The sequence below is a fragment of the Rhizobium sullae genome, from assembly GCF_900169785.1.
Taxonomy (GTDB): Bacteria; Pseudomonadota; Alphaproteobacteria; order Rhizobiales; family Rhizobiaceae; genus Rhizobium; species Rhizobium sullae.
This window is the reverse complement of the sequence record NZ_FWER01000036.1, coordinates 1-19,181: the sequence shown is the minus strand read 5'-3', so window position 1 is coordinate 19,181 and position 19,181 is coordinate 1. Positions and strand designations below refer to the sequence as shown.

Sequence of the window (19,181 nt, the reverse complement as noted above, 5' to 3'; positions counted from 1 at the left end):
GAAGAGCTAGGCCGCGATTCTGCGTTGACAGAAAAACTAGCAGCTAGAACTGCGATCAATATACAAAGTGCAGCGCGTTTACCTGAAGCCAAAGGCATGGCTCCAGGCATTTGTTGACGAATTAACATGGCTCCCTCAGACGCCCATGACGGGCTAGTTTCGAAGGCCACTTTAATCGATTTGATCATATATTCCATTTGCCTAATATAGGTAGAAACCACATCGTCCTGCTTCATCTCGGCCGCGTAGCCACCTTTGGCGCCGTAATATTCGTTGCACCCGTTAGGCGGCGCAACAGCTCCGCATTCTCAAACGTCAACTGTCGAACGTCGCGGAAAGGTGGGTGCAGACGTGGCCCGTGGCGCTTGCTATAGCTGTCCTATGCGCACCCAAGATTCATCCAATGTCTCGTCTCCAGGTCTCCTCCACGCGAAAGCATGGGCCGAGGCGTATGAGCTAATTGATCTTCAGCTATCGCCCTTGGGATTAAAGGCCGTCGAGGCCCTGGCTTTGGAGTTGGAAGACGTTGTTCTCGATGTAGGTTGCGGAACTGGGCAGACGCTTCTCCAACTCGCCGAGCGGGTCGGAGCTGAAGGGCAGGTGATCGGGGTGGATGTGGCCCCGTTGCTCGTTGAAATAGCCAAGCAGAGGACCGGGCTGCTCAGCCAGGTGAGGTTGATCCGGGCAGATGCTCAGTTTCTGGATTTGCCGTCTGAGAGTGTGGATGCGGTGTTTTCGCGCTTTGGTGTGATGTCCTTCAGCGATCCGGTCGCGGCCTTCGCCAATTTCCGTCGAATTCTGAAGCCGTCAGGTGCGCTGGCCTTCAGTTGCTGGCGCTCCCTTGAAGATAACGAGTTGGATCACCTTCCGCTCTCCGCAGCGGGAATTCAGGTCACCGTCGACGAAAGTCCCTTCAGTTTTGCTGACCCTGAGTACATACACGGCACGCTTGAGGCGGCTGGGTTTCGCGAGATCGTTATCCAATCGCACGATGAAAGGGTATCTAGCGGCGATCTCGACGCGATGACTTGGGTACTTCTGAAAGTCGGACCGCTCGGAAAGCTCATTCGCGAGAACCCCGTCCTGCGGGCGACAGCCGAGCCTCGGCTGCGTAAGGCGCTGGCTGCTTTGGGCGACCCCTCCAGGGTGCAGCTCTCTGCTTCCATCTGGATCGTAACCGCGCGCGCTCTGGAGCAGCGACCCGATAACACACACGCAGGTGTATCCGATTAACTCACATGGCTGAGGCGGTCGAAGCGCTTCTTGCGGAAGGGTTTGTTGAGTTCGGAGCTTCGGGGAGGGTAAGCCGCCGCCAAAGCCGACGAACCTATCGCTTAAATTCGACGGCCGAAGGCTATATCATATCGCCGTGCGGAGATCATCGATCTTCTCGTGCAGGAAAACGACGGTGAAGACGCTGGCGAATTGCTGACCTTACGATTATGCACTCAGCTCCATTTCTTCCGATGCAGTGTTGCTGACCTATCGCGCCCGACGCACGAGGGGCGATGGGTCTGAGCGACATGTTTTGCGCAGCTCAATCTGGAAGCTTTCTGATCTGGGGTGGAAAATGCTGTTTCACCAGGGAACTGTGACAGAATCGTCAATCTGAAACGGCACCCGTCATTCGGTTCGTTCCGCCCGGATCATAAGCACGAACGCTGCCAGGTCACGCCATCTCGCGAAACGAGGAGCGACTGCGCACGCCTGGGGCGTTGGTTGCGGCTCACGGACGTCAACAATCCGAAATCCTGCCTGGGCGACACCGTTGAGATATTCACTGAGCGTGCGGGGAAAACGAGGCACGTCAAACAGCACCACGTCCTCATTGCTCGGCCGGTCACCAAAGCGCCAACTCTCAACAAAGTTGGTTTGCTCGAAATATCGAGCAACGACCAAGCCTGTCGGCGTACCTTCGACATCCTTCTGCCACTGCAATCCCGGGGTAATGAAACAAGGGTGGAGAACGCTGAACGCAATGAATCCACCAGGCCGCAACAGTCTGAAAGCCTCTCGCATCGCCGCTGGAAAATCCGGGCCGTCCATCAGGGCCATGGTCGAGACGACGGCATCGAAGGAGGCATCCTCGAAACCGGTGTCCCGGGTGTAGGATGCGACCTCATACCGGATACCGAGTGGAAGGTGGTGTTCAGCCTCCCGTGCATGGCCAATCATTTTCTCGGAAAGATCGATGCCGGTCATTCGCGCACCCATCTCTGCGAACTGCCTGGTGTTGGAACCCTCGCCACAGCCGAAATCGATGACGTCCAATCCCGCGATGCTTGGCAGAAAGGCTTGGAACGCCGGGAGGGTGAAAAGCTCTCGGTAAGTGTCGAAGCCGTTCCGTACATCATGTGCCCATTGATCGGCGTTATCGTCCCAACGGGCCGCGACTTCGGTTTCAGATACTTGGGTCACTTTGTGCTCCTTTTGGAAGTCGGTCGTGTCAATGAACTTGTTTCGGGTGAACCGTCCAGCGGTGTCGCGGACGCAGCGGGCTCTTCATCTGATGCTGCGAGCCATGGCGACGGCATCGTTTACAAAATCGGCTTTCGCCCGTGTGTAGCCATCACCGTCATAGGCATATTCTCGTGCGAGTTTTTGTTTGAGCGCGGAATATTCCGCTGCGATCTGCGGATGCGCAATCAGGTAGTCTCGAAAAATTATGCGTTTCTGATGCGTTTCATTTCCCTGCGGCAGTAGATAGACCCGCCGTTTGGGATTCGTCGATGTCATCATGAATGCGTAAACGTCCTGCTCGTAGCGGTTCCCACGGTTTTCATAACCTGCGCCCTCCATCGTGTTGATGGCTGCCAACACATGTTCAGGACTTGGCAATGTGACGTCAATGTCGATCAGAGGCTTTGCCGGAAGGCCGGGAACCGCAGTGCTGCCTATATGATCGATGGCAATAACCTCAGGTCCGATCAAGGCCCGGAGGCTTGCCGCGATATCGCGAAAATGACCGGGCCACTGTTTGTCATATGTAACGATTTCCAGACGCTCTGCCATGAAGCCCCCCCTTTGTTGCGGATGTTCGAATATTTCCGGTCGTTCCATCTCGTCGGAAGCCAATCGAGCAATATCGACCGTCGTTCGTATCGGCTCGTTCGGAAACTGGACCCGGCAGCAGCGTAGAAATTTGGATCACCGAGAGATGGCGGTCAGCCTCGCTCGTGTTCATTCTTTCAGTTGGGTGCTTGTTGCATAGACCGATCGCTTGTCATTCCTGAGCGAGAAGAATGGCCGCATCAGCATAGGACGGCCGAATCCAGGCCCAGCTCTAACCTAGATGTGGGATACGTGCGCCCGCAAAAACAGCCGCACAACTTAGGGAAACTCGTGACATTCAGGCCGCTTTCTGGCTGACAAATAGGCCGGTTTCCTTCTCGGTTTCAAGCACGCCGCTGCCTACTCGAAATGCCTCGGTGATGGCATCCCGAAACGCGTCAAGCTGCGCCTCGTCGGCCTCGTCACCGGGCGGATAGGACGTGAGTGCCAAAAACACGTCTTCCGGCTCAGTTACCCGTAGGCGGGCAGGATGCTGCGTCATGGCGACATTTCCGAAATGGGCTTGCATGAGCCGTTCAGCGGTATCGTAGCCGAAAGCGGCCCCGCCCGGATCATAGGGAGGACTGCCGAACACGGTTGTCAGCTCATACATCTCGCGCATGTTACCAGCTCCGTTGGTGGTCACTGCAAGGAAACCGCCCGGTTTCAACACACGATGCATTGCCGCGATGGCCTTCGACTGGTCTGGCACATGGTAGAGCATGTGCATTGCTATGACTGCATCAAAAGCGCCATCCTCGAAGGGCAAAGCAGTCGCGTCGGCTTGTTCGCCTGTGACGCTACCGAATGCCAATGGCTGGCAGCGCTCAACCGCCTCTTGCACCATGCCGGGGGAGAGATCAGAAAGAGTGAGGTCCAGACTTTCCGGTAGCTTGTCCACCGCCGCCGCCCAAAACCAGCCAGGACCGCAACCGACATCAAGAATGCGATCTCCGGCTTTGAGGGGTAGCTGTCCTGCCACCCACGGAAACCAGCCGATTTCGGCAATCGTATATTCCCGGTTGAGGCGGGCCCGCGCGGCGAGCTTTCGGCTGTCGCTATACTGTTTATCGTTGCCCGTGGTTATAGATGACATGTGGTGCCCTTGAACTCGAATTCGCCAAAGTCCGACAGCTTTGCGACGTGACAAAATAGGTTTTTGCAACACCTGCGTGTACAAAGTGCACGACGGGGAAATTTTTAGCAAGAAGAACTGCCGGGAAAAACCGATGGGTCGAGCGGAGCTAGGTTATCGTCGAAGACTCGGGCCTGAGGGCGTATGGGTTGATCCGGACCATCATCGACCTAGCATAGGTTCGACAGTGGAAGTTATGCGAGAACGGAAGCGTTGAGTACACGACCGAATGCGCGGGCCATCCGAGCCTATGAGAAGTGCGGGTTTATCGTCGAAGGTTGCGAACGTGAGGCCGCATTTGTTAACGGGCATTGGCACGATGACATAATGATGGGTTTGCTTAGCCGAGAATTCATTTCGCCGCATGCGCCGCGAGTGGGACGTAGAAATGTTGACGAGGGTGAGTGAACAGGAAATCGGATACAAAGCGACATTGGGCCTTTGCGCTTTGTCATCGAAAGCTTCGTCGAATTGGGGCGGAAGGCACCCGAGATCGACTTTTATTTCGCAATCGAGCTGTCATGCCAGCTTCAGTTTCCTATCCGACAGTCTGCCTGAAAGTGGGATGCTGGTGGTTCAGGGGCTTGGGGGAGGGTCATGAGAAATTTACCTGACCTGCTGAATGAAATCCGGTCTCTCGAAGAAGCCTTGCACCGTCCCGAAATACGCCGTTCAAGAACGGCGGTCGAAGCGCTTCTCGCGGAAGGGTTTGTTGAGTTCGGAGCTTCGGGGAGGGCATATCGCCGTGCGGAGATCATCGATCTTCTCGTGCAGGAAAACGACGGTGAAGACGCTGGCGAATTGCTGACCTACGATTATGCACTCAGCTCCATTTCTTCCGATGCGGTGTTGCTGACCTATCGCACCCGGCGCACGAGGGGCGATGGGTCTGAGCGACATGTTTTGCGCAGCTCAATCTGGAAGCTTTCTGATCTGGGCTGGAAAATGCTGTTTCACCAGGGAACTGTGATGACAGACCCGTCAATTTGAAACGGGCACCTGTCATTCGGTTCGGTCCGCCCGGATCATAAGCACGAACGCCGCCAGGTCACGCCATCTTGCGAAACGAGGTGCGACCGCGCACGCCCCGGGCGTTGGTTGCAGAATTGGATTTGCGTCCAATCTATCGCCGCAATCACCGGGCAAGAGCGCGGCCTCTTGCAGGCGCGGCCTGTAAGAGAATGCAGAGCTGGTTGTGAGAGCGTTCCGTTTACGAGGGACGAACCCCCTCTCAGGCGCCGGTCCTGCTGAATCGCTACACCTCGGCTGAGGTTCGATCGGCAGCCTAATTCTGGCCTCCTGCGAACGCGATCAGATTTCCGTCGACGTCGCGCACGATGAAGGTGCGAGCGCCCCACGGCTCAGTCCTCAACGCTTGGTGAAAAGTGACGCCCGCGCTTTGATACTCCAAGAATAGCGGTTTCGGATCATCGACGATGATTGTTGCCGAAAGCGCGTCACGTTCCCTTGCTCGAAAATCGCTGTCGAACACCGGGCCGCCGACCTTTCGTAAGTTCAAGCGGCCGCCGTCGCGAAACACCTGAGCGTAGAACGGTGGTTCGCCGTAAGAAAACACGATCTTGAAGCCGAGCTTCTCGAGGTAAAACCGGCACGCCACCTCGATATCGGAAACGAAGAGCTGCGGCTCCGCTGTGATGATAACGGGTTTATTGCTGGTCGCGGCTGTTGATGCTGTCATGGTTTCGATTCCTTTGACTAGTGCTGGCCAACTCTCGAAACCGTGCTTTCTGGCGACAAGCTCCTGTGCGTCGCTGAGCTTGAAGTCTGTCTCCAGAACTTCGCTGTCAGGCAGTCCCCCGAACCGACCTAAAATCGACCTGATCTGCGCCGCGACAGGATAATACCGTTCACGGTGCCATCGCAGATATTGCTTGGCTTGCTTTCTGAGGTTTTCGATATTTGGCATGGGCGCGTACTGTGGTTGACTTTGGTGTAGGCGGGCAATGCCCCTCCGGCTTGCAAGCCGACGCGCCCTACAGCAGCACGGTTGACGCTAGCGCAGATGAGATATTCACGTCAAGATGAGAGAGACCTTGCTGAAATCATTGGCAGAGACGGTTCACATGATCGATCCAAGGCTTGATCTATCCCTTTCGCCCATCCCGATTCGGGCCCGCTTTCACGGCGTCATCTACAACGCCGAGCGCTTTCCCGGCGGCCTGCAGACAAGCGGCTTAGAGGGCGGGGCGAATTGCCAGCAGTACGCCTACGAGCTGCGTCGCCACTTTGGCTTCGTTGAGCTGTGGGAGGATCGAAATCACACACCAGGTGTCCGATCCGATGCAGTGTCTTGATCTCGTTCTGCTAAACAGCAGTCCCTCGGCCTGAGGTGCTCACGTTGGATTTTGCGTCGGCGGCACTCTCATCCTGCATCTTTCGAAACAGGTCGGCTTGCCCGCAATCGAACCGCTGGCGGAGATGATGCAGCGGCATGAGTACAGCCATCTCATTGGAGCGAAGACCGTTCTCGCAAAGGAGCCCGGGGCTGCCGACGGATCGCCCTCGACTTCCGTTCCGATGGCCTCGGTTCCTTTTTGAGCAGTCTTCTGCGCCCTGTAATCGTGCCGAAAACAAGACTGCAATTTTCTTCAGTATTCTGATAGGGGGACCATGCACGCTGAAGGGAGAGTTACTGCGATGACGCATCTCAATGTGATCCGTGAAGTACGACGAAACCTGGCCATTAATGGCCCCTCACGCGCCCGCACTGTCGACGATTTCGCAAAGGTAACGCTGCCCGAACGCGACTGCAACGCAATTCGCGATGTAACGGCTGCGGAAAATCCCGACACGGCTATAGAGATTGGCCTTGCTTATGGCAGCTCGGCCCTGGCGATCGGTGAGGCTCTGATTTCGGTCGGCGGCAAACGGCATTTAATTCTCGATCCGTTCCAGGAAAGCGAGTTTCGCGATGCTGGCTGGGAAGCGATCCGCGCAGCCCAGTTGGACGGTATCGCTACGTTGTTGAGGGAAAAATCCCAAATCGCACTACCCCGGCTTGCCACAGAGGGGTTGTTGGCCGACGCTGCGTTCGTCGATGGCAGCCACGTGTTTCACAATGTATTCATCGACCTTTATTACCTGCAGATGGTGGTAAGGCCCGGCGGACTCGTTGTTCTCGATGATTACTGGTGGCCGGGGGTAGCGACGGCGTCACACTATTTCGAGACCAATTTGGGTTGGCAGTCGCAAGAAGTTGCGAACGGCACGCCGGGACGACTGCGTGCATTGCGGCTGCCGGAATCGCCAGTGAAGTCGGATTTCAGGAAATTGACGCCGTTTTGGCTCTGAGCATAATAGTGAATTGAAGAACGTCTGGTAGATCATCGGCGGCTGCATTCAAGGCGATAACGCAGGCATCCTCAACGAAGACGAAAGCTCCTATGTCATTCCGCATAAGGCGTCTGAGTCTGGAAGAGATGGACCGCGCCGCCATCATCCTTCGGACCTCATTTGACGAGCGGCTTCCGTGGTTGGCGGGGCGCCATACGCCTGCCGAAGATCGCGCTTACTTTCGAGAGCACGTATTCAGCGAATGCGAGGTATGGGGTGCTGTGGGCGATGAAGTCGTCGGCTTTATTGCATTCCGAGCCGATTGGATTGACCTGCTGTATGTGTTGCCGGATTTGCAGGGTATGGGAGCTGGTGATGTGCTTCTCCAAGTGGCCAAAGGAGCAGCGTCAAGTCTCCAACTATGGACATTCCAGAAAAATACGCTCGCTCGACGTTTCTATGAGAAACGCGGCTTCGTCTTGGTCAATGAGACGGACGGCAGCGACAACGAAGAGCGCGAACCCGACGCCCTCTATCGTTGGAGCAGGGGATGAGACGCGTCAGGGAAGCAGAACGAAGAACACCATTTCTGGATCGTTTTCGTCCAAGTTTTCGATGAAACCACTGCGGCGGAATCCGGCCGTCAGAAGGAGTGCTTGCATTGCCTGATTGGACTGGTTCGTCGTGGTGAAGAGCTTAGGTGATGTGCACGTTGCCTTGAAGTGTTGAACGAGTGCTCTGCCGATACCATGGCGGCGAAAGCGCTCACCCACCGTCAGCATTTCGATGAAGCCGTTGCCAAAGAAATGATAGGTCAGCACGCCGTACGCGGCTGGCGAACGGTCGATTTCGGCGACGTGACAAGTCCCTGCTTCGATCCACGCTTTTAGCTGGTTTCGTCGCGCAACGTCGCTTGCGGCAACCGTATCGAGCGCGACGAGCCTGTCATAATCAGCAATGGTCGCTTTTCTGATTTCCATCTTTCAGTATGCGCGAATCCGGACGTGATCCATGCAAGATTGCCGAAGTCGTAAAATCGGGCAAGACAGTTGCAGGCCCTATTGGCGCAGGCAGGCAGAGATATCCACTATGGAACGGTTGCTGCGTTGCCTTCTCTGCGGACACTATCGGAACGAAAAAGGCTACGACGATGTCCGGTAACGGCGCTGTAACAATCAGAACTAAGCGTTTAACACTCCGCTTGCCCGTCGTCGATGATTTCGAGGTCTCTGTGCAGCTTATGGCTTCACCGCGATCTGCCAGAATGGGAGGCCCATTTGATACGCGGTCGGCGTGGGGCTTTCTTGTCACGATCTGGCCCTATTCGTATCTGCAACGTGGCCACCACATGTCTCCTAGGGAAACGAAGAAGGACATCCACCGCAGTCATCGCGGGAACTCTGAGATGTCGTGGGCGACATACGTTCTCATTTCGTTCGCGGCGTCAAGGACCCTCTTTTAAGATCTTGTAGACGCCCGAATGGTATGCGGTCGCTCCCAAAGGAGCACCTGATGATAATCGTATTTTTCGAATATGAGGCGAAACCCTTCTTCTTCGGCGTAACGGCGGGAAAGCAGACGACGCGGTGCTCCCTTTCGCGTGATGACGTCGCCAACGAGCTTGCCGCGCTTCAGAAAGACGAGGGGGGTCGATCGGATAGAGGACCAGCCGGCGCATATTCAAGGCGTCGTGCTGCGCAGCGTGGAATTCGTCGAGGGACGCTGGGTGGTGGTTGACGTGGAAGACGGCGTTATGACGGTGGTCGCCGAAGCGCATGACGATGAACTTTGTTTCTTCATCTCCGCCTCCGAACCGAACGAAGTCTATGTTACAGACGATCCGGAGGCCACAAGCGACCTCGTTGACCAGCTCGGTTCAGGCTACGGTCCGGGCGGCGGCTGACTGATGCTTCCTAGCCGTCTCCAAGACGGCGTCGGGATAGCGCCCACGGCTTATTCCGATCATGACGAAAAAATGGTTCAGATCGAGCAAGGCGCCTTCGCCGAGAGTTCTTTCTTTCTCGTAGTCCGCGGCAACTAGGGCGGCTACGCGAGTGATTTCGCCGATAAGATGTTCGGCCTGTGGTTTCGCATTCAATTCAGCGAGCGCAGCGCGGGCGGTCGCGATGTCGCCAAGCTTCTGAGATGCTCGTGCGATACCGAGCAGTTTCTCTGGAGGGGTTCGTTTCAGAGTCTTCATAAGGTCAGCTTGCCGTTGAAAATCACCGGCATCAACTGCGAGATCGAAGGCATCCCTGCGCGACATCATCCCTCCGAAGGAGTGGCACGGCGATGGAGAAGAACCCGCGGAACCAGGCAGCTCCTGAACAAGGCATCGCCGCCCATCGCCGGCTAGGCATTCAACAGGGTAAGTTCGACGACGCCCAGTATCTTCTCACCGGGTTTCCCGGCCTCCGTGATGATTGCGTATCTGCCGTCGGAGGCGGCTGTCGCGGCTAGAAGCTCGCTCAGAGTGGCACGCCGCGCGACCAACGGAGTAGGGTCATGATGTCCTCCTCGATTGGGTTAACCCGGAGACTACATGTTTACGCCATTCGAGGCTCGTCGCTTCTGGTATGTTCTTTCCAGTTAGGACCTGCACTTCTGCGAAACTGCTGATCGCGGAAGGGATCGTCCAAAGCCAATCCGGAGAAGCACTCGGATTGATATGCGGAAATCCGCTCTTGAGGGACGTGACTACCGCATCGGGCCCGTTCGATTACTTCGCAGATCGAGGGAAGGAGACTTCAGGCGAGTGAACCGCAGAAGCGGACATCGCGCTTCACCGCCTCGTAGCAGCGACCCAAAGCGATCAAAGCCGCAAATGACCACCCAAGGAGTCACGACGACCCGGCCTAACGCGCCCTCCTGATAGCGAGCAGGCACCACAGAGAAGTCGCCGCGTGATAGAGGATCGCGGGCCACAACAGGATGCCGATCATCTCCAGAACGAGGGCGGAATAGGTCAAGACGGCCGTGGTCAGGAAATTGTAGAGCGTCACTCCGACGAGGAGCCCTATGGTGCCTTGCCTGTCTTCGGCGTCACGCGCACCCCAGCTCGCTGCGGCAAGAGCAAGGAGCGCGGCACCGCAGATCCGCCCGATCACGGCTGCCTCCGGAGTTACATGCCTTGTTCCAAACAGCAGAGCGAACAGGATCGACGGCAACATGAGTAGCCCCAGTCCTGTCGCACCTTCGGTAATCGCGAATAGGGTCAGAAGTGCCCGTCGATACGCTGTATTCATGGCGAAGGCTTCCTGGACCCAGGCCTGCGTTGCTTACGGCTGTTTCTGGACGGCCGCCTGCCAACGGGCCGGCGGCCTATGCCGGCGCTTTTGCATCAGGTCTACGGCTCAAGCTCTATCTTCAAGCTGTTCAGCTTGCCGTCGAAGGCGAACGGCGCCTGATAGTCGTTATCATCGACACCGGTTCCCGTGTCGGAGCCGACGTCAAAGGTTTCACTCGCTTCGAGAGCAAAGGGAATGGTGTGAGGGAAGGTCCCGCTTGCCGCCTCGGCGCCGTCGATGGTGATTGTGCCTTTCCCACCTTTGCCGAGGCCGGGGCCGTCAGACTTGAAGGCAAAGACGATCTTGTGCCTTCCGGGTGTCATTGCGGCCGAAGACTCGACTTTTGGCCGGGCGAGGTCCAATAGGTTATAGGAAAAGACTGGCTTCCCCTTGAGCAGGTAGAAGCCCCATCCTCCGAAGCGCCCGCCCGCAGTCACAAGCATGCCGTCGCCGCCGCCAGCGGGCACATCGACATCGGCCGTGATCATGAAGGACTTGTTGAGGATGCTCGGTGCCGTCCCAAGGGGGACGCCGACGATGGGTCTCGTATAGACGAACTCATTGCGTCCGGCGACGATGCTCGGCCGGGGGAGAATGAAGCGAGTCAAGGCCGAGGCGTCCAACGGCAGAACCTGATACTTCGCGGCCTCGACCCAGAACAAATCCTGCAACTCCTTCAGCTTGCCGGGATTGGCGGCCGCCACATCATTGTTCTGCGTCCAGTCCTTGGACAGGTCGAACAGCTCCCAGGTCACGCCGTTGACGATGTCTTTCGGGGTCGGAGCCGTGCCGTTCCAAGGCTCCCGATAGGGCAATGTGGCGGCCATCCACCCATCGTGATAGATCGCGCGATTGCCGAACATCTCGAAATACTGGGTCGAGCGCGTCGATGGCGCATCGGCGTTTGCCTTGTCGAATGTGTAGGCCAGGCTTGTGCCTTCAATCGGTGTCTGGGTGATCCCGTTGACCGTCTCGGGGGCACGAATGCCCGTCACCTCCAGGATGGTGGGGACGATGTCGATGACATGGTGGAACTGGTTGCGCACACTTCCCGGATCTTTGATATGGCCCGGCCATGCAATGGCCATCCCGTTGCGAATGCCGCCAAAATAGGAGGCGACCTGTTTGGTCCACTTGAACGGCGTATCGAAGGCCCAGGCCCAGCCGACCGCATAATGCGGATAGGTCAGCGCCGACCCCCAGGCGTCGTAGAATTTGAGCTGGTCCTGGACGGGCACTTCGACGCCGTTGAAGAACGTCATCTCGTTTGGCGTTCCTGCCGGGGAGCCTTCCGCGCTCGCGCCGTTGTCGCCACTGATAAAAATAATCAGCGTGTCATCGAGCTTGCCCATGTCCTCGACCGCTTTGACGATCCGGCCGATTTCATTGTCGGTATAGGCGAGGTAGGCTCCGTAGACGTCGGCCTGGCGGATGAAGAGCTTCTTCTCATCAGCCGAAAGTACGTCCCACGGCTTGAGAATCTTGTCGGGCCAGGGTGTGAGCTGCGCATCCTGAGGGACAACTCCAAGCCTCTTCTGGTTGGCGAAAATTTGGTCACGCAGCGCATTCCATCCCTTGTCGAACAGATGCATGTCGCTGATCTTTTTGATCCATTCGGGGGTCGGGTGATGAGGCGCATGAGTGCCGCCCGGTGCATAGTAGAGGAAGAACGGCTTCTTGGGATCGAGCTGATTGAGCTGGTTGAGATAGTTGATGGCGTCGTCCGCCATGTCCGTTGTCAGATTGTAAGTGGGGTTGTTCAGATAGGGATAGACACGCGTGGTATTGCGGTAGAGGTCCGGTTGCCACTGATTGGTCTCGCCGCTGACAAAGCCGTAGAAATACTCAAATCCCATTCCGATGGGCCATTGATCGAAGGGACCCGCCTGACTGGTCTGAAAGGACGGAGTGTTGTGATTCTTGCCGAACCACGACGTTGCAAAACCATTTGCCTTGAGGATCGTGCCGATCGTGTCCTTGTCCGTCGTAATGACACTGTCGTAGCCCGGATAGCCGGTCGACGCCTCGCTGATCACACCGAAGCCGACCGAGTGATGATTGCGGCCGGTGATGAGAGCAGCGCGCGTGGGTGAACACAGCGACGTCGTATGAAAGTTCGTGAAGCGCAGTCCGGCGTTGGCAATCCGGTCGAGCGTTGGCGTCGGAATGACGCCGCCGAAGGTGCTCGGGGCCGCAAATCCGACGTCATCGGTCAAGATCAGCAAGACGTTGGGCGCCCCCTTGGGCGGCACAATTTGCGGCTGCCAATATGGCGTCGAACGAAGCGCGTCGAGATTTGTCGTGCCCCCAAACTGCCCTGGCGGCGGCGGAATCTGTCGGCCGTCGATTGTGGTCGTCGCACTGGGCGTGCCGGGTGTTCCATTGATGACTTGACCTGNCGGAATCTGTCGGCCGTCGATTGTGGTCGTCGCACTGGGCGTGCCGGGTGTTCCATTGATGACTTGACCTGATGCACCCGTCCCGCCAATGGAAAAAAGTGTAAGCGCAGTGCCGCCTAATAGTGCAGCCAAAGTCAGGATGCTGCTTTTCATCTCGGTTCCCCCCGGCAATCGATCCCGCGCGACGTGGACCGTTTTATTCGGCGAGGGTATGGCGAGTACCGCGAGCGCGCCAGTAACATACAGTATGCACTGTTACTGTCGCTGCGTCGGACTGACAGATACTACGGTAAGATACGCGCAAACCTCACTTCGAGCGAATCTTGTTGCGAACGGGCGCTATTCGGGAAAGATAACCGATCCCGATGCCAAGAGGACCTATGACGGGGTTACGAGCGTCTCCGGCAACACTGTCGCTGCGGACTCGTCACGGAAGCGGTCAGCAGAAACACCGGACCGATCGGCTATTTCGAGACCTCGCTCGCACCGTGTTCCTACATGCAGGAGGATTATGGCGCCGCCGAGCAATGGGTCAAGGCGGCCGATGTGCAGGCCAATCCGCTCTATCATTTCGTCGTTGCGGCCATTCTCGGGCAACGTGAAAAGACCGAGGAGGCGGCAAAGGAGCGCCAATGGATCGAGAGGAACGCACCCGGTCTTCTAAAAAATATCCGCCGCGAGGTGGCGATGCGTATCCATCGGCCCGAGGACCAGGCTCACTTCCTGAACGGGCTGACAAGGGCGGGCCTGGCCGTTCCGTAAGTCCGTAGCGGGCATTGGACCTTCCGTGGACCACTCGCTCAGCGCTGCGCGATCTCTCGCGCCTTCGGGTGAGCAATTCGATAGACATTACGGCATGCTACATGCGTTCAGCACGTGGCACTCAGTAGAGGTCGCGGAGATGGAAAGCGTGCGAGGCGCGCTCCACGCGAGGCGGAGGGGAGGCACGCATAAACAGTTCACCGTCGCAGCGTACCATGCAACGCCCGACGTAAGAAGGCCCAGGTTCGCCGACACGGGGTTCATTGCCTGGACGCCAAGTGCGGGAAAGACGAAGCGACGTGGTACGCCGTCGGAGCATTCACCGGCCATTGCAGCGATCCGCGGCGCCCTGTCGCGAAGCCGGCTTTGCGGGGGAGCGATTTCTTCTACAGAATCTACACGACGTTACAGGCCGACTGATGCGAATGCCGCTAGCGTGCTTGAGCTTACCGAGCACGCCTCCGCGGGATGAGACCCGCGATGATCATTGGCGAGGGAACCCGTCGGCAACGATGAGGCGCATTATGTGTCGGCGCGCATACCTGCGGGCATGAGTACCAGAACTCCCTCGCTGATCGGTTCGCATTGATTGCGGACGAGGGCGACCTCTCGAAAGCACTGACGGACGCTCAATCGAAGCTGGAGAGGGTGGGCGAGAAGGAACGGGCCGAACGTGGCAAGCTCCACGAAGTCGATGAAAGCCTCCAGCGAATCCACAAGATACTCGACGTTCAAAGGCAGTCGCTTTCCTTCAACGACGTCCTCCTCGCAGCCGGCAAGACCGAAGCGGCCAGGATTCTTCGCGTGTCTTTGAATGAGAAGATCGTCGCAGCCGACGGGTCGAGAAACAAGGTCGAATCCTTCAAGTCTTCGATGAACGAGTACACCGACGCTAAGCGGACCGCCGAAATTCGGAAATTCTATCGCTCGCGGCTCACCGCATATTCGCAGCAACTGGACGTGCAACTGGACGATCCTGACAAGCAGTCGATCGCACCGGTGAAGGCGGCACGTGGCAGCGAGGGTCCGCTGGCCTTGCTCGCCTACTACTACGCGTTTCTGCACACCAAGGTCGAGTTCACCACGAACGTCAGGTTTCCCGTCGTGATCGACTCGCCGAACCAGCAGGGTCAGGACAAGGTTCATCTACCTCAGATGATGAGGTTCATTTTCGATCATGTCCCGAACGATGCCCAGACGATCGTCGCGACCGAAGATGCGACGGGTCTGGATCTGGACGGCGTCACGATCGCAACATACGGTGAAGCGAAGCGTCAGGTCCTGCGAGAGAAGGAATTCGAAGCCCCGTGAAGGCAGTCTTCGAACCATACTTCCAGAAGATACTCGCGATGGAGTGATCCATTCAAATCGGAGGTGCGGCGCGGCTTTCTTCTGACCTTCCGCATTAGCGCCTTTCGCTCCTGATCTGGAAGGTGCTCCTCAAACTTGTGAAGGCGTTCAGCGCCCGCGCAGCGACAAGATATCTCTCGTTTCACGCGCGACAGACGTTCAGCCTGATTCCGGCGGCCGGCGGGCCGGGCGCTTGCGTTGTTGAGGCGCACCGCGCCCGTCCGCCAAAATGCCAGCGGCGATGATCCCAATTTGCAGAATACTATGGACACAACTTTAGCCGGCGACGTAGCCAGGGGTGAACTTGTGGGGCGGATTGAGATTCTGACGGGCGTCGAGCCTCGCCGCGGTCAGTTACGAACGCAAATCCGGCCTGCTAGCTTCGATTAGCTGAAGTTCAGCAGACATCATCATCACCGTTCCGTCTGGCACGCAAACTTGTCCTCTAACGGCCCACCTAACCTTTCGACCCCTCATTCGGTTCGTGCACGGCATTCGATCTTCCGCTCGCCGTTCCGACCTCATAAGCAGATATTTGGTCGTCGAAACCTTTGAGCTGCCGCGTACCGAGAGCGACTATTGAAATTTTGCCACGCACTGATTGCGCCACGGCGTCGTCGACGACGATTTGCCGATCATCGGCGGACGAACACAATCGCGACGCCAGGTTCACGACATTCCCGATCGCAGTGTAGTCTACACGGGCTTCATAACCAATTCGGCCGACCGTCGCCCATCCCATCGCCAGTCCTATGCCGAAGCCGATCGCATGGCCGCGCAGTCGCCACTCAGCAATCAGGCGCTGAACGTCATCCTGCATGTCGATCGCCATCTCAACAGCACGAAGCGCCGGGTCTGCGCGCACTACCGGGGCGTTGACGAGCACCATCAAACCATCTGCCGCGAAGTTGGTCAGCGTGGCCTCGTAGCGTGTGATGATCGCTCCGAGTGCCTCATAGTACTCGCGCAAGACCTGCATGATCTCCTCAGGCTCGGCGTGCGCCGAAAACGCGGTAAAACCACGTAAATCGCAGAATACAGCGACGACTTCCGCGCGCTGCCCGGAGAGCACGCTCTCGTCGCCGGATTTTTCCACGAGTTCCGCGACCTGAGGTGCGAGAAAGCGCTTCAGCCGAGCGATTCGCTCTGAACGATCCCGAGATATGGCGAGTTCATGCGCCATCTCATTGAACCGGTCCGCCAACCGTTCAAGTTCGTCTCCGGTGCCGATTTCGATCCGGTGCTCGAACTGTCCGGCTCCGATTTTTTCGGTGCTCTCCTCCAGCAGGCGGATAGGCCCGGTCATCCGCCCGGCAAGCCAGTAGGCGAGCGCCGATGCGAAGGTGGTGGCGGCGAGCAGCAGGCCACCCGTCCGCCACAGCGAGGCATACAGTGGTGCAAAAGCCTCTGCCTGTGCTTGTTCGGCGAACACCGTCCAGCCGACGTCTGGGATTGGTGCCATGGCGGTCACGATTGGTTCATTCTCGGCGTTACGGGCCGTGGCCGCCTGTCCGCCTGTGGCGGCGATCTCGTTCCGCAATCTGCCGAGGGCCGCCGCTGTGTTCTCGTCAGTACCCTGCAAGACCTTGCTGATGTCGGGGTGGGCGATGAGCCGGTCGGTCTGATCGAGAACAAACGCCCGGCCACTACTACCGACGCGAATTTCCGAAACGACTGTCCAGACAAGCTTCAGGTTGATCTCCGCGACGACGATGCCACCTGCCTTACGATTTCCGGCCATGGCCATGGTCATGAACGGTTCGGAGCCATCGCGAAAAGTGACTGGCCCATACCATGTGCCATTCGACCGAACTCCCACGACAGCAGGATCGCTAGAGCGATCCGATCCGCCTTCCATCCTGTTCAAGTCGATACGGGAGACATGCAGCCGTTCGACGCCGAAATCGTCAATAAGGGTGATGCTGACGATTGCTGGGACTTGTCGCATCACTCGCAGTGCATCGAGCCGATGCTGTCCCTGATCCTGGGTCCAGGATTGCTGGACCGTCCAAGCCAGTTGATTTTTGATTCCGTCGAGAAAGCTCTGGATTTTGCCGGCCGCAGATGTGGCTTCCACCCGCAGTAGAGCGCTGAGCATGGCACGCTGGTCGCGATAGCCGAACCAGGCGTCGCCGATGCCGCTAACAGCCACCGGAACAATGACCGCAGCGAAGAAGGCGAGGAAGTACTTCCGGAACAGCGATCGGCGCATCGGGGCGGCTTGGAGCTGGACCGAACGCCGCACACCATCCTCACTCGATGACTTCATCAGCCATCAGCAAAACGGTCTGCGGCAGCTCGATCCCGAGGGCATTGGCTGTTTTCAGATTGACCGACAAGTCGAACTTCGTCGGCTGCTCGATCGGCAACTCCCCTGGCTTGGTGCCTTTCAAAATGCGATCGACATAAAAGGCGAGGCGATGGTGCATCTCGCCATAGTCCGCCGAATAGGCCATCAGGCAGCCGTCTGCGACGTACCACGAGCCCCAAGCCATGGTCGGCAGGCGATGCGCGATCGCCAAGGCGGCAATTCGCGAAGACTGGTCGGCCAGCATCATGTCGGGCAGCACGAAAAGAGCCTGCGCGCCCGCGGCGTCCATGCGGTCGACTGCAGCATCGAGTTCGTCCGGCTCGCCGACGTGCTGGATGCTCACCGCAATGCCGAGCCGATGGGCCGCATCCTTGGTGTCCCGTTCGAAATTGAGATGGGTGACCGCCGGGTTCGCCAGCACGCCGACTGTGGCAAGCTTCGGTACGGCTTCCATCAAAAGCTCCAGGCGTTTGGCGGCGAGTTCGGTAGCGTAGTAGCTGATGCCGGTGAAATTGCCGCCCGGTTTTGCAAGGCTACGAGCGAACCCCGTCGCCACCGGATCACCGCTTACGATCGACACGATGGGAATCGTAGTGGTCGCCTCATGGGCAGCCTGTCCCGCTGGATGCGACATCGTGACGATCATGTCGACAGGGAGCCGCGCCAGTTCTATCGCCGCCGCCGCCAAGCCATTGTTGTGCTTGCCTGCGCTTCGGCACTCGAAGCTGACGGTTTCGTTCAGCTTGTACCCGAATTCGCCAAGCCCGCTAATGAATGATCCAAACTCACCGGATCCTGCCAGATAGCCCGGCATGTTGCAGGGCCACCAGGCGAGAAGGCCGATTCGTGGCGTATTGGCCGACGTCTGCTGCGCGGCGGCGATGGCAGGAAAGCTCATCGCAAGAGCAACCGCTTGATAAAGGTAGTGTCGTTTCGGTTTCATCCGAGCACCCCTCGCCGACCATGGCACATGGCGGATGGATGGTGAGATCAGGCTAATTGCTGCAAACTCACATTCGACGCGCCCCTTCTCCTGAAGGAGCGACCGACGAGCAAGCCAAAATATTCAGGGGACGGAAGTATAGTCGATGTTGGCGCGGATTGGTAGCGCAAGCGGCACGTGGAGCCGGGTCCAACCAAGGTCTTGGGCCGCGAATACCATTTGCGACGGCCTCAAACGTCCCGAACCGGCGCCCATTGCAGCCGTACCACGTGCCAGCCGTGGGTGACTGCTCAGGGCGACAGGTGTAAGCTGTATATCCTCGACTCGTGGGAAAGCGCCTCAGAGCAATCCGAATTCGACCATGTCAGAGGATGCTAGGTCATGCCCGACATCGGAGACTGGCTCGCCAGCATCAGGCTTGAGCGGTATCGCCAAACCTTCTTGAAGAACGGCATCGATCTCGATGTCGTCGACGATCTCACCGATGCCGACCTCAAGGAGCTCGGACTGTCCCTTGGTGACCGCAAGCGTTTTCTCAGGGCGGCCGCGACTCTGGCTCAGCAGTCGCCGCCGGCCACGGCGGCACTACGTCCCTCCGTGTCACCGATCCACAGCGAGGCGGAACGGCGACAGCTTACGGTGATGTTCT

General features: G+C 57.8%; 18 protein-coding genes and 1 pseudogene. 10 read left to right on the top strand and 9 right to left on the bottom strand.

Features of this window, described 5'->3' with window-relative positions; translation table 11 throughout:
• Positions 1 to 381 precede the first annotated feature (381 nt).
• Positions 382 to 1,233, top strand: a complete 852-nt coding sequence (locus tag BN1800_RS26045) for a class I SAM-dependent methyltransferase (RefSeq protein WP_179213895.1) — start codon at positions 382 to 384, stop codon at positions 1,231 to 1,233.
• 390 nt (positions 1,234 to 1,623) lie between these two features.
• Here BN1800_RS26045 and BN1800_RS26035 read toward each other — a convergent pair whose 3' ends face one another.
• The 3 genes from BN1800_RS26035 to BN1800_RS26025 all read right to left on the bottom strand — a co-directional run bounded on the left by BN1800_RS26035 (position 1,624) and on the right by BN1800_RS26025 (position 4,147).
• Positions 1,624 to 2,418 carry a class I SAM-dependent methyltransferase gene (locus BN1800_RS26035; RefSeq protein WP_087001766.1) on the bottom strand — a complete coding sequence of 265 codons (795 nt, stop codon included), beginning with the start codon at positions 2,416 to 2,418 and terminating at the stop codon, positions 1,624 to 1,626.
• A gap of 84 nt (positions 2,419 to 2,502) precedes the next feature.
• Positions 2,503 to 3,012 carry a GrpB family protein gene (locus BN1800_RS26030; protein WP_087001765.1) on the bottom strand — a complete coding sequence of 170 codons (510 nt, stop codon included), beginning with the start codon at positions 3,010 to 3,012 and terminating at the stop codon, positions 2,503 to 2,505.
• A gap of 337 nt (positions 3,013 to 3,349) precedes the next feature.
• Positions 3,350 to 4,147, bottom strand: coding sequence for a class I SAM-dependent methyltransferase (locus BN1800_RS26025; protein ID WP_087001764.1), 798 nt, complete (start codon positions 4,145 to 4,147; stop codon positions 3,350 to 3,352).
• Between the two features lie 267 nt (positions 4,148 to 4,414).
• On the opposite strand from BN1800_RS26025, the pseudogene BN1800_RS42785 reads away from it, so the two are divergent.
• A pseudogene (locus BN1800_RS42785) lies at positions 4,415 to 4,594 on the top strand (GNAT family N-acetyltransferase); the annotation flags it as partial.
• A 189-nt stretch (positions 4,595 to 4,783) separates the two neighbouring features.
• Complete coding sequence (locus BN1800_RS26015) at positions 4,784 to 5,176, top strand: nuclear transport factor 2 family protein (RefSeq protein ID WP_087001763.1); 393 nt, start codon at positions 4,784 to 4,786, stop codon at positions 5,174 to 5,176.
• Between the two features lie 295 nt (positions 5,177 to 5,471).
• On the opposite strand, the gene BN1800_RS26010 is transcribed toward BN1800_RS26015, so the two are convergent.
• Positions 5,472 to 6,113, bottom strand: a complete 642-nt coding sequence (locus tag BN1800_RS26010) for a bleomycin resistance protein (protein WP_087001762.1) — start codon at positions 6,111 to 6,113, stop codon at positions 5,472 to 5,474.
• Between the two features lie 127 nt (positions 6,114 to 6,240).
• Between BN1800_RS26010 and BN1800_RS26005 the strand changes: the two genes are divergently transcribed.
• The 3 genes from BN1800_RS26005 (at position 6,241) to BN1800_RS25995 (ending at position 8,034) form a co-directional block, all read left to right on the top strand.
• Entirely contained in the window at positions 6,241 to 6,501 is a 261-nt protein-coding gene (locus BN1800_RS26005) for a hypothetical protein (RefSeq protein ID WP_143534094.1), read from the top strand.
• A gap of 343 nt (positions 6,502 to 6,844) precedes the next feature.
• A complete protein-coding gene (locus BN1800_RS26000; protein WP_087001760.1) occupies positions 6,845 to 7,498 on the top strand; it encodes a class I SAM-dependent methyltransferase in 654 nt (217 codons plus the stop codon).
• Positions 7,499 to 7,626: 128 nt separating this feature from the next.
• Entirely contained in the window at positions 7,627 to 8,034 is a 408-nt protein-coding gene (locus BN1800_RS25995; protein ID WP_244564646.1) for a GNAT family N-acetyltransferase, read from the top strand.
• A 6-nt stretch (positions 8,035 to 8,040) separates the two neighbouring features.
• On the opposite strand, the gene BN1800_RS25990 is transcribed toward BN1800_RS25995, so the two are convergent.
• Positions 8,041 to 8,460, bottom strand: coding sequence for a GNAT family N-acetyltransferase (locus BN1800_RS25990; protein ID WP_087001758.1), 420 nt, complete (start codon positions 8,458 to 8,460; stop codon positions 8,041 to 8,043).
• A 620-nt stretch (positions 8,461 to 9,080) separates the two neighbouring features.
• On the opposite strand from BN1800_RS25990, the gene BN1800_RS25985 reads away from it, so the two are divergent.
• Positions 9,081 to 9,383 (top strand): hypothetical protein, encoded by a 303-nt coding sequence (locus BN1800_RS25985; protein ID WP_143534092.1) that lies wholly within the window; start codon positions 9,081 to 9,083, stop codon positions 9,381 to 9,383.
• A gap of 952 nt (positions 9,384 to 10,335) precedes the next feature.
• Here BN1800_RS25985 and BN1800_RS25975 read toward each other — a convergent pair.
• Positions 10,336 to 10,725, bottom strand: coding sequence for a hypothetical protein (locus tag BN1800_RS25975; protein ID WP_087001755.1), 390 nt, complete (start codon positions 10,723 to 10,725; stop codon positions 10,336 to 10,338).
• Positions 10,726 to 10,826: 101 nt separating this feature from the next.
• Positions 10,827 to 13,319 carry an arylsulfatase gene (locus BN1800_RS25970; protein ID WP_087001754.1) on the bottom strand — a complete coding sequence of 831 codons (2,493 nt, stop codon included), beginning with the start codon at positions 13,317 to 13,319 and terminating at the stop codon, positions 10,827 to 10,829.
• A gap of 345 nt (positions 13,320 to 13,664) precedes the next feature.
• Between BN1800_RS25970 and BN1800_RS25965 the strand changes: the two genes are divergently transcribed.
• Positions 13,665 to 13,928, top strand: coding sequence for a hypothetical protein (locus BN1800_RS25965; protein ID WP_244564645.1), 264 nt, complete (start codon positions 13,665 to 13,667; stop codon positions 13,926 to 13,928).
• A gap of 585 nt (positions 13,929 to 14,513) precedes the next feature.
• Positions 14,514 to 15,239 carry a hypothetical protein gene (locus BN1800_RS25960; RefSeq protein WP_087001753.1) on the top strand — a complete coding sequence of 242 codons (726 nt, stop codon included), beginning with the start codon at positions 14,514 to 14,516 and terminating at the stop codon, positions 15,237 to 15,239.
• A 496-nt stretch (positions 15,240 to 15,735) separates the two neighbouring features.
• Here the strand turns inward: BN1800_RS25960 and BN1800_RS25955 are convergent, their stop codons facing one another.
• Together BN1800_RS25955 and BN1800_RS25950 are read right to left on the bottom strand one after the other, a co-directional pair.
• Positions 15,736 to 17,547 carry an adenylate/guanylate cyclase domain-containing protein gene (locus BN1800_RS25955; RefSeq protein WP_244564644.1) on the bottom strand — a complete coding sequence of 604 codons (1,812 nt, stop codon included), beginning with the start codon at positions 17,545 to 17,547 and terminating at the stop codon, positions 15,736 to 15,738.
• Complete coding sequence (locus tag BN1800_RS25950; RefSeq protein WP_087001751.1) at positions 17,531 to 18,532, bottom strand: ABC transporter substrate-binding protein; 1,002 nt, start codon at positions 18,530 to 18,532, stop codon at positions 17,531 to 17,533. The genes BN1800_RS25955 and BN1800_RS25950 overlap by 17 nt, the downstream gene beginning before the upstream one ends.
• Positions 18,533 to 18,913: 381 nt before the next feature.
• Here BN1800_RS25950 and BN1800_RS25945 point away from each other — a divergent pair.
• Positions 18,914 to 19,181, top strand: a 268-nt coding sequence (locus BN1800_RS25945) for an SAM domain-containing protein (RefSeq protein WP_143534090.1), incomplete at its 3' end; no start/stop codon positions are given.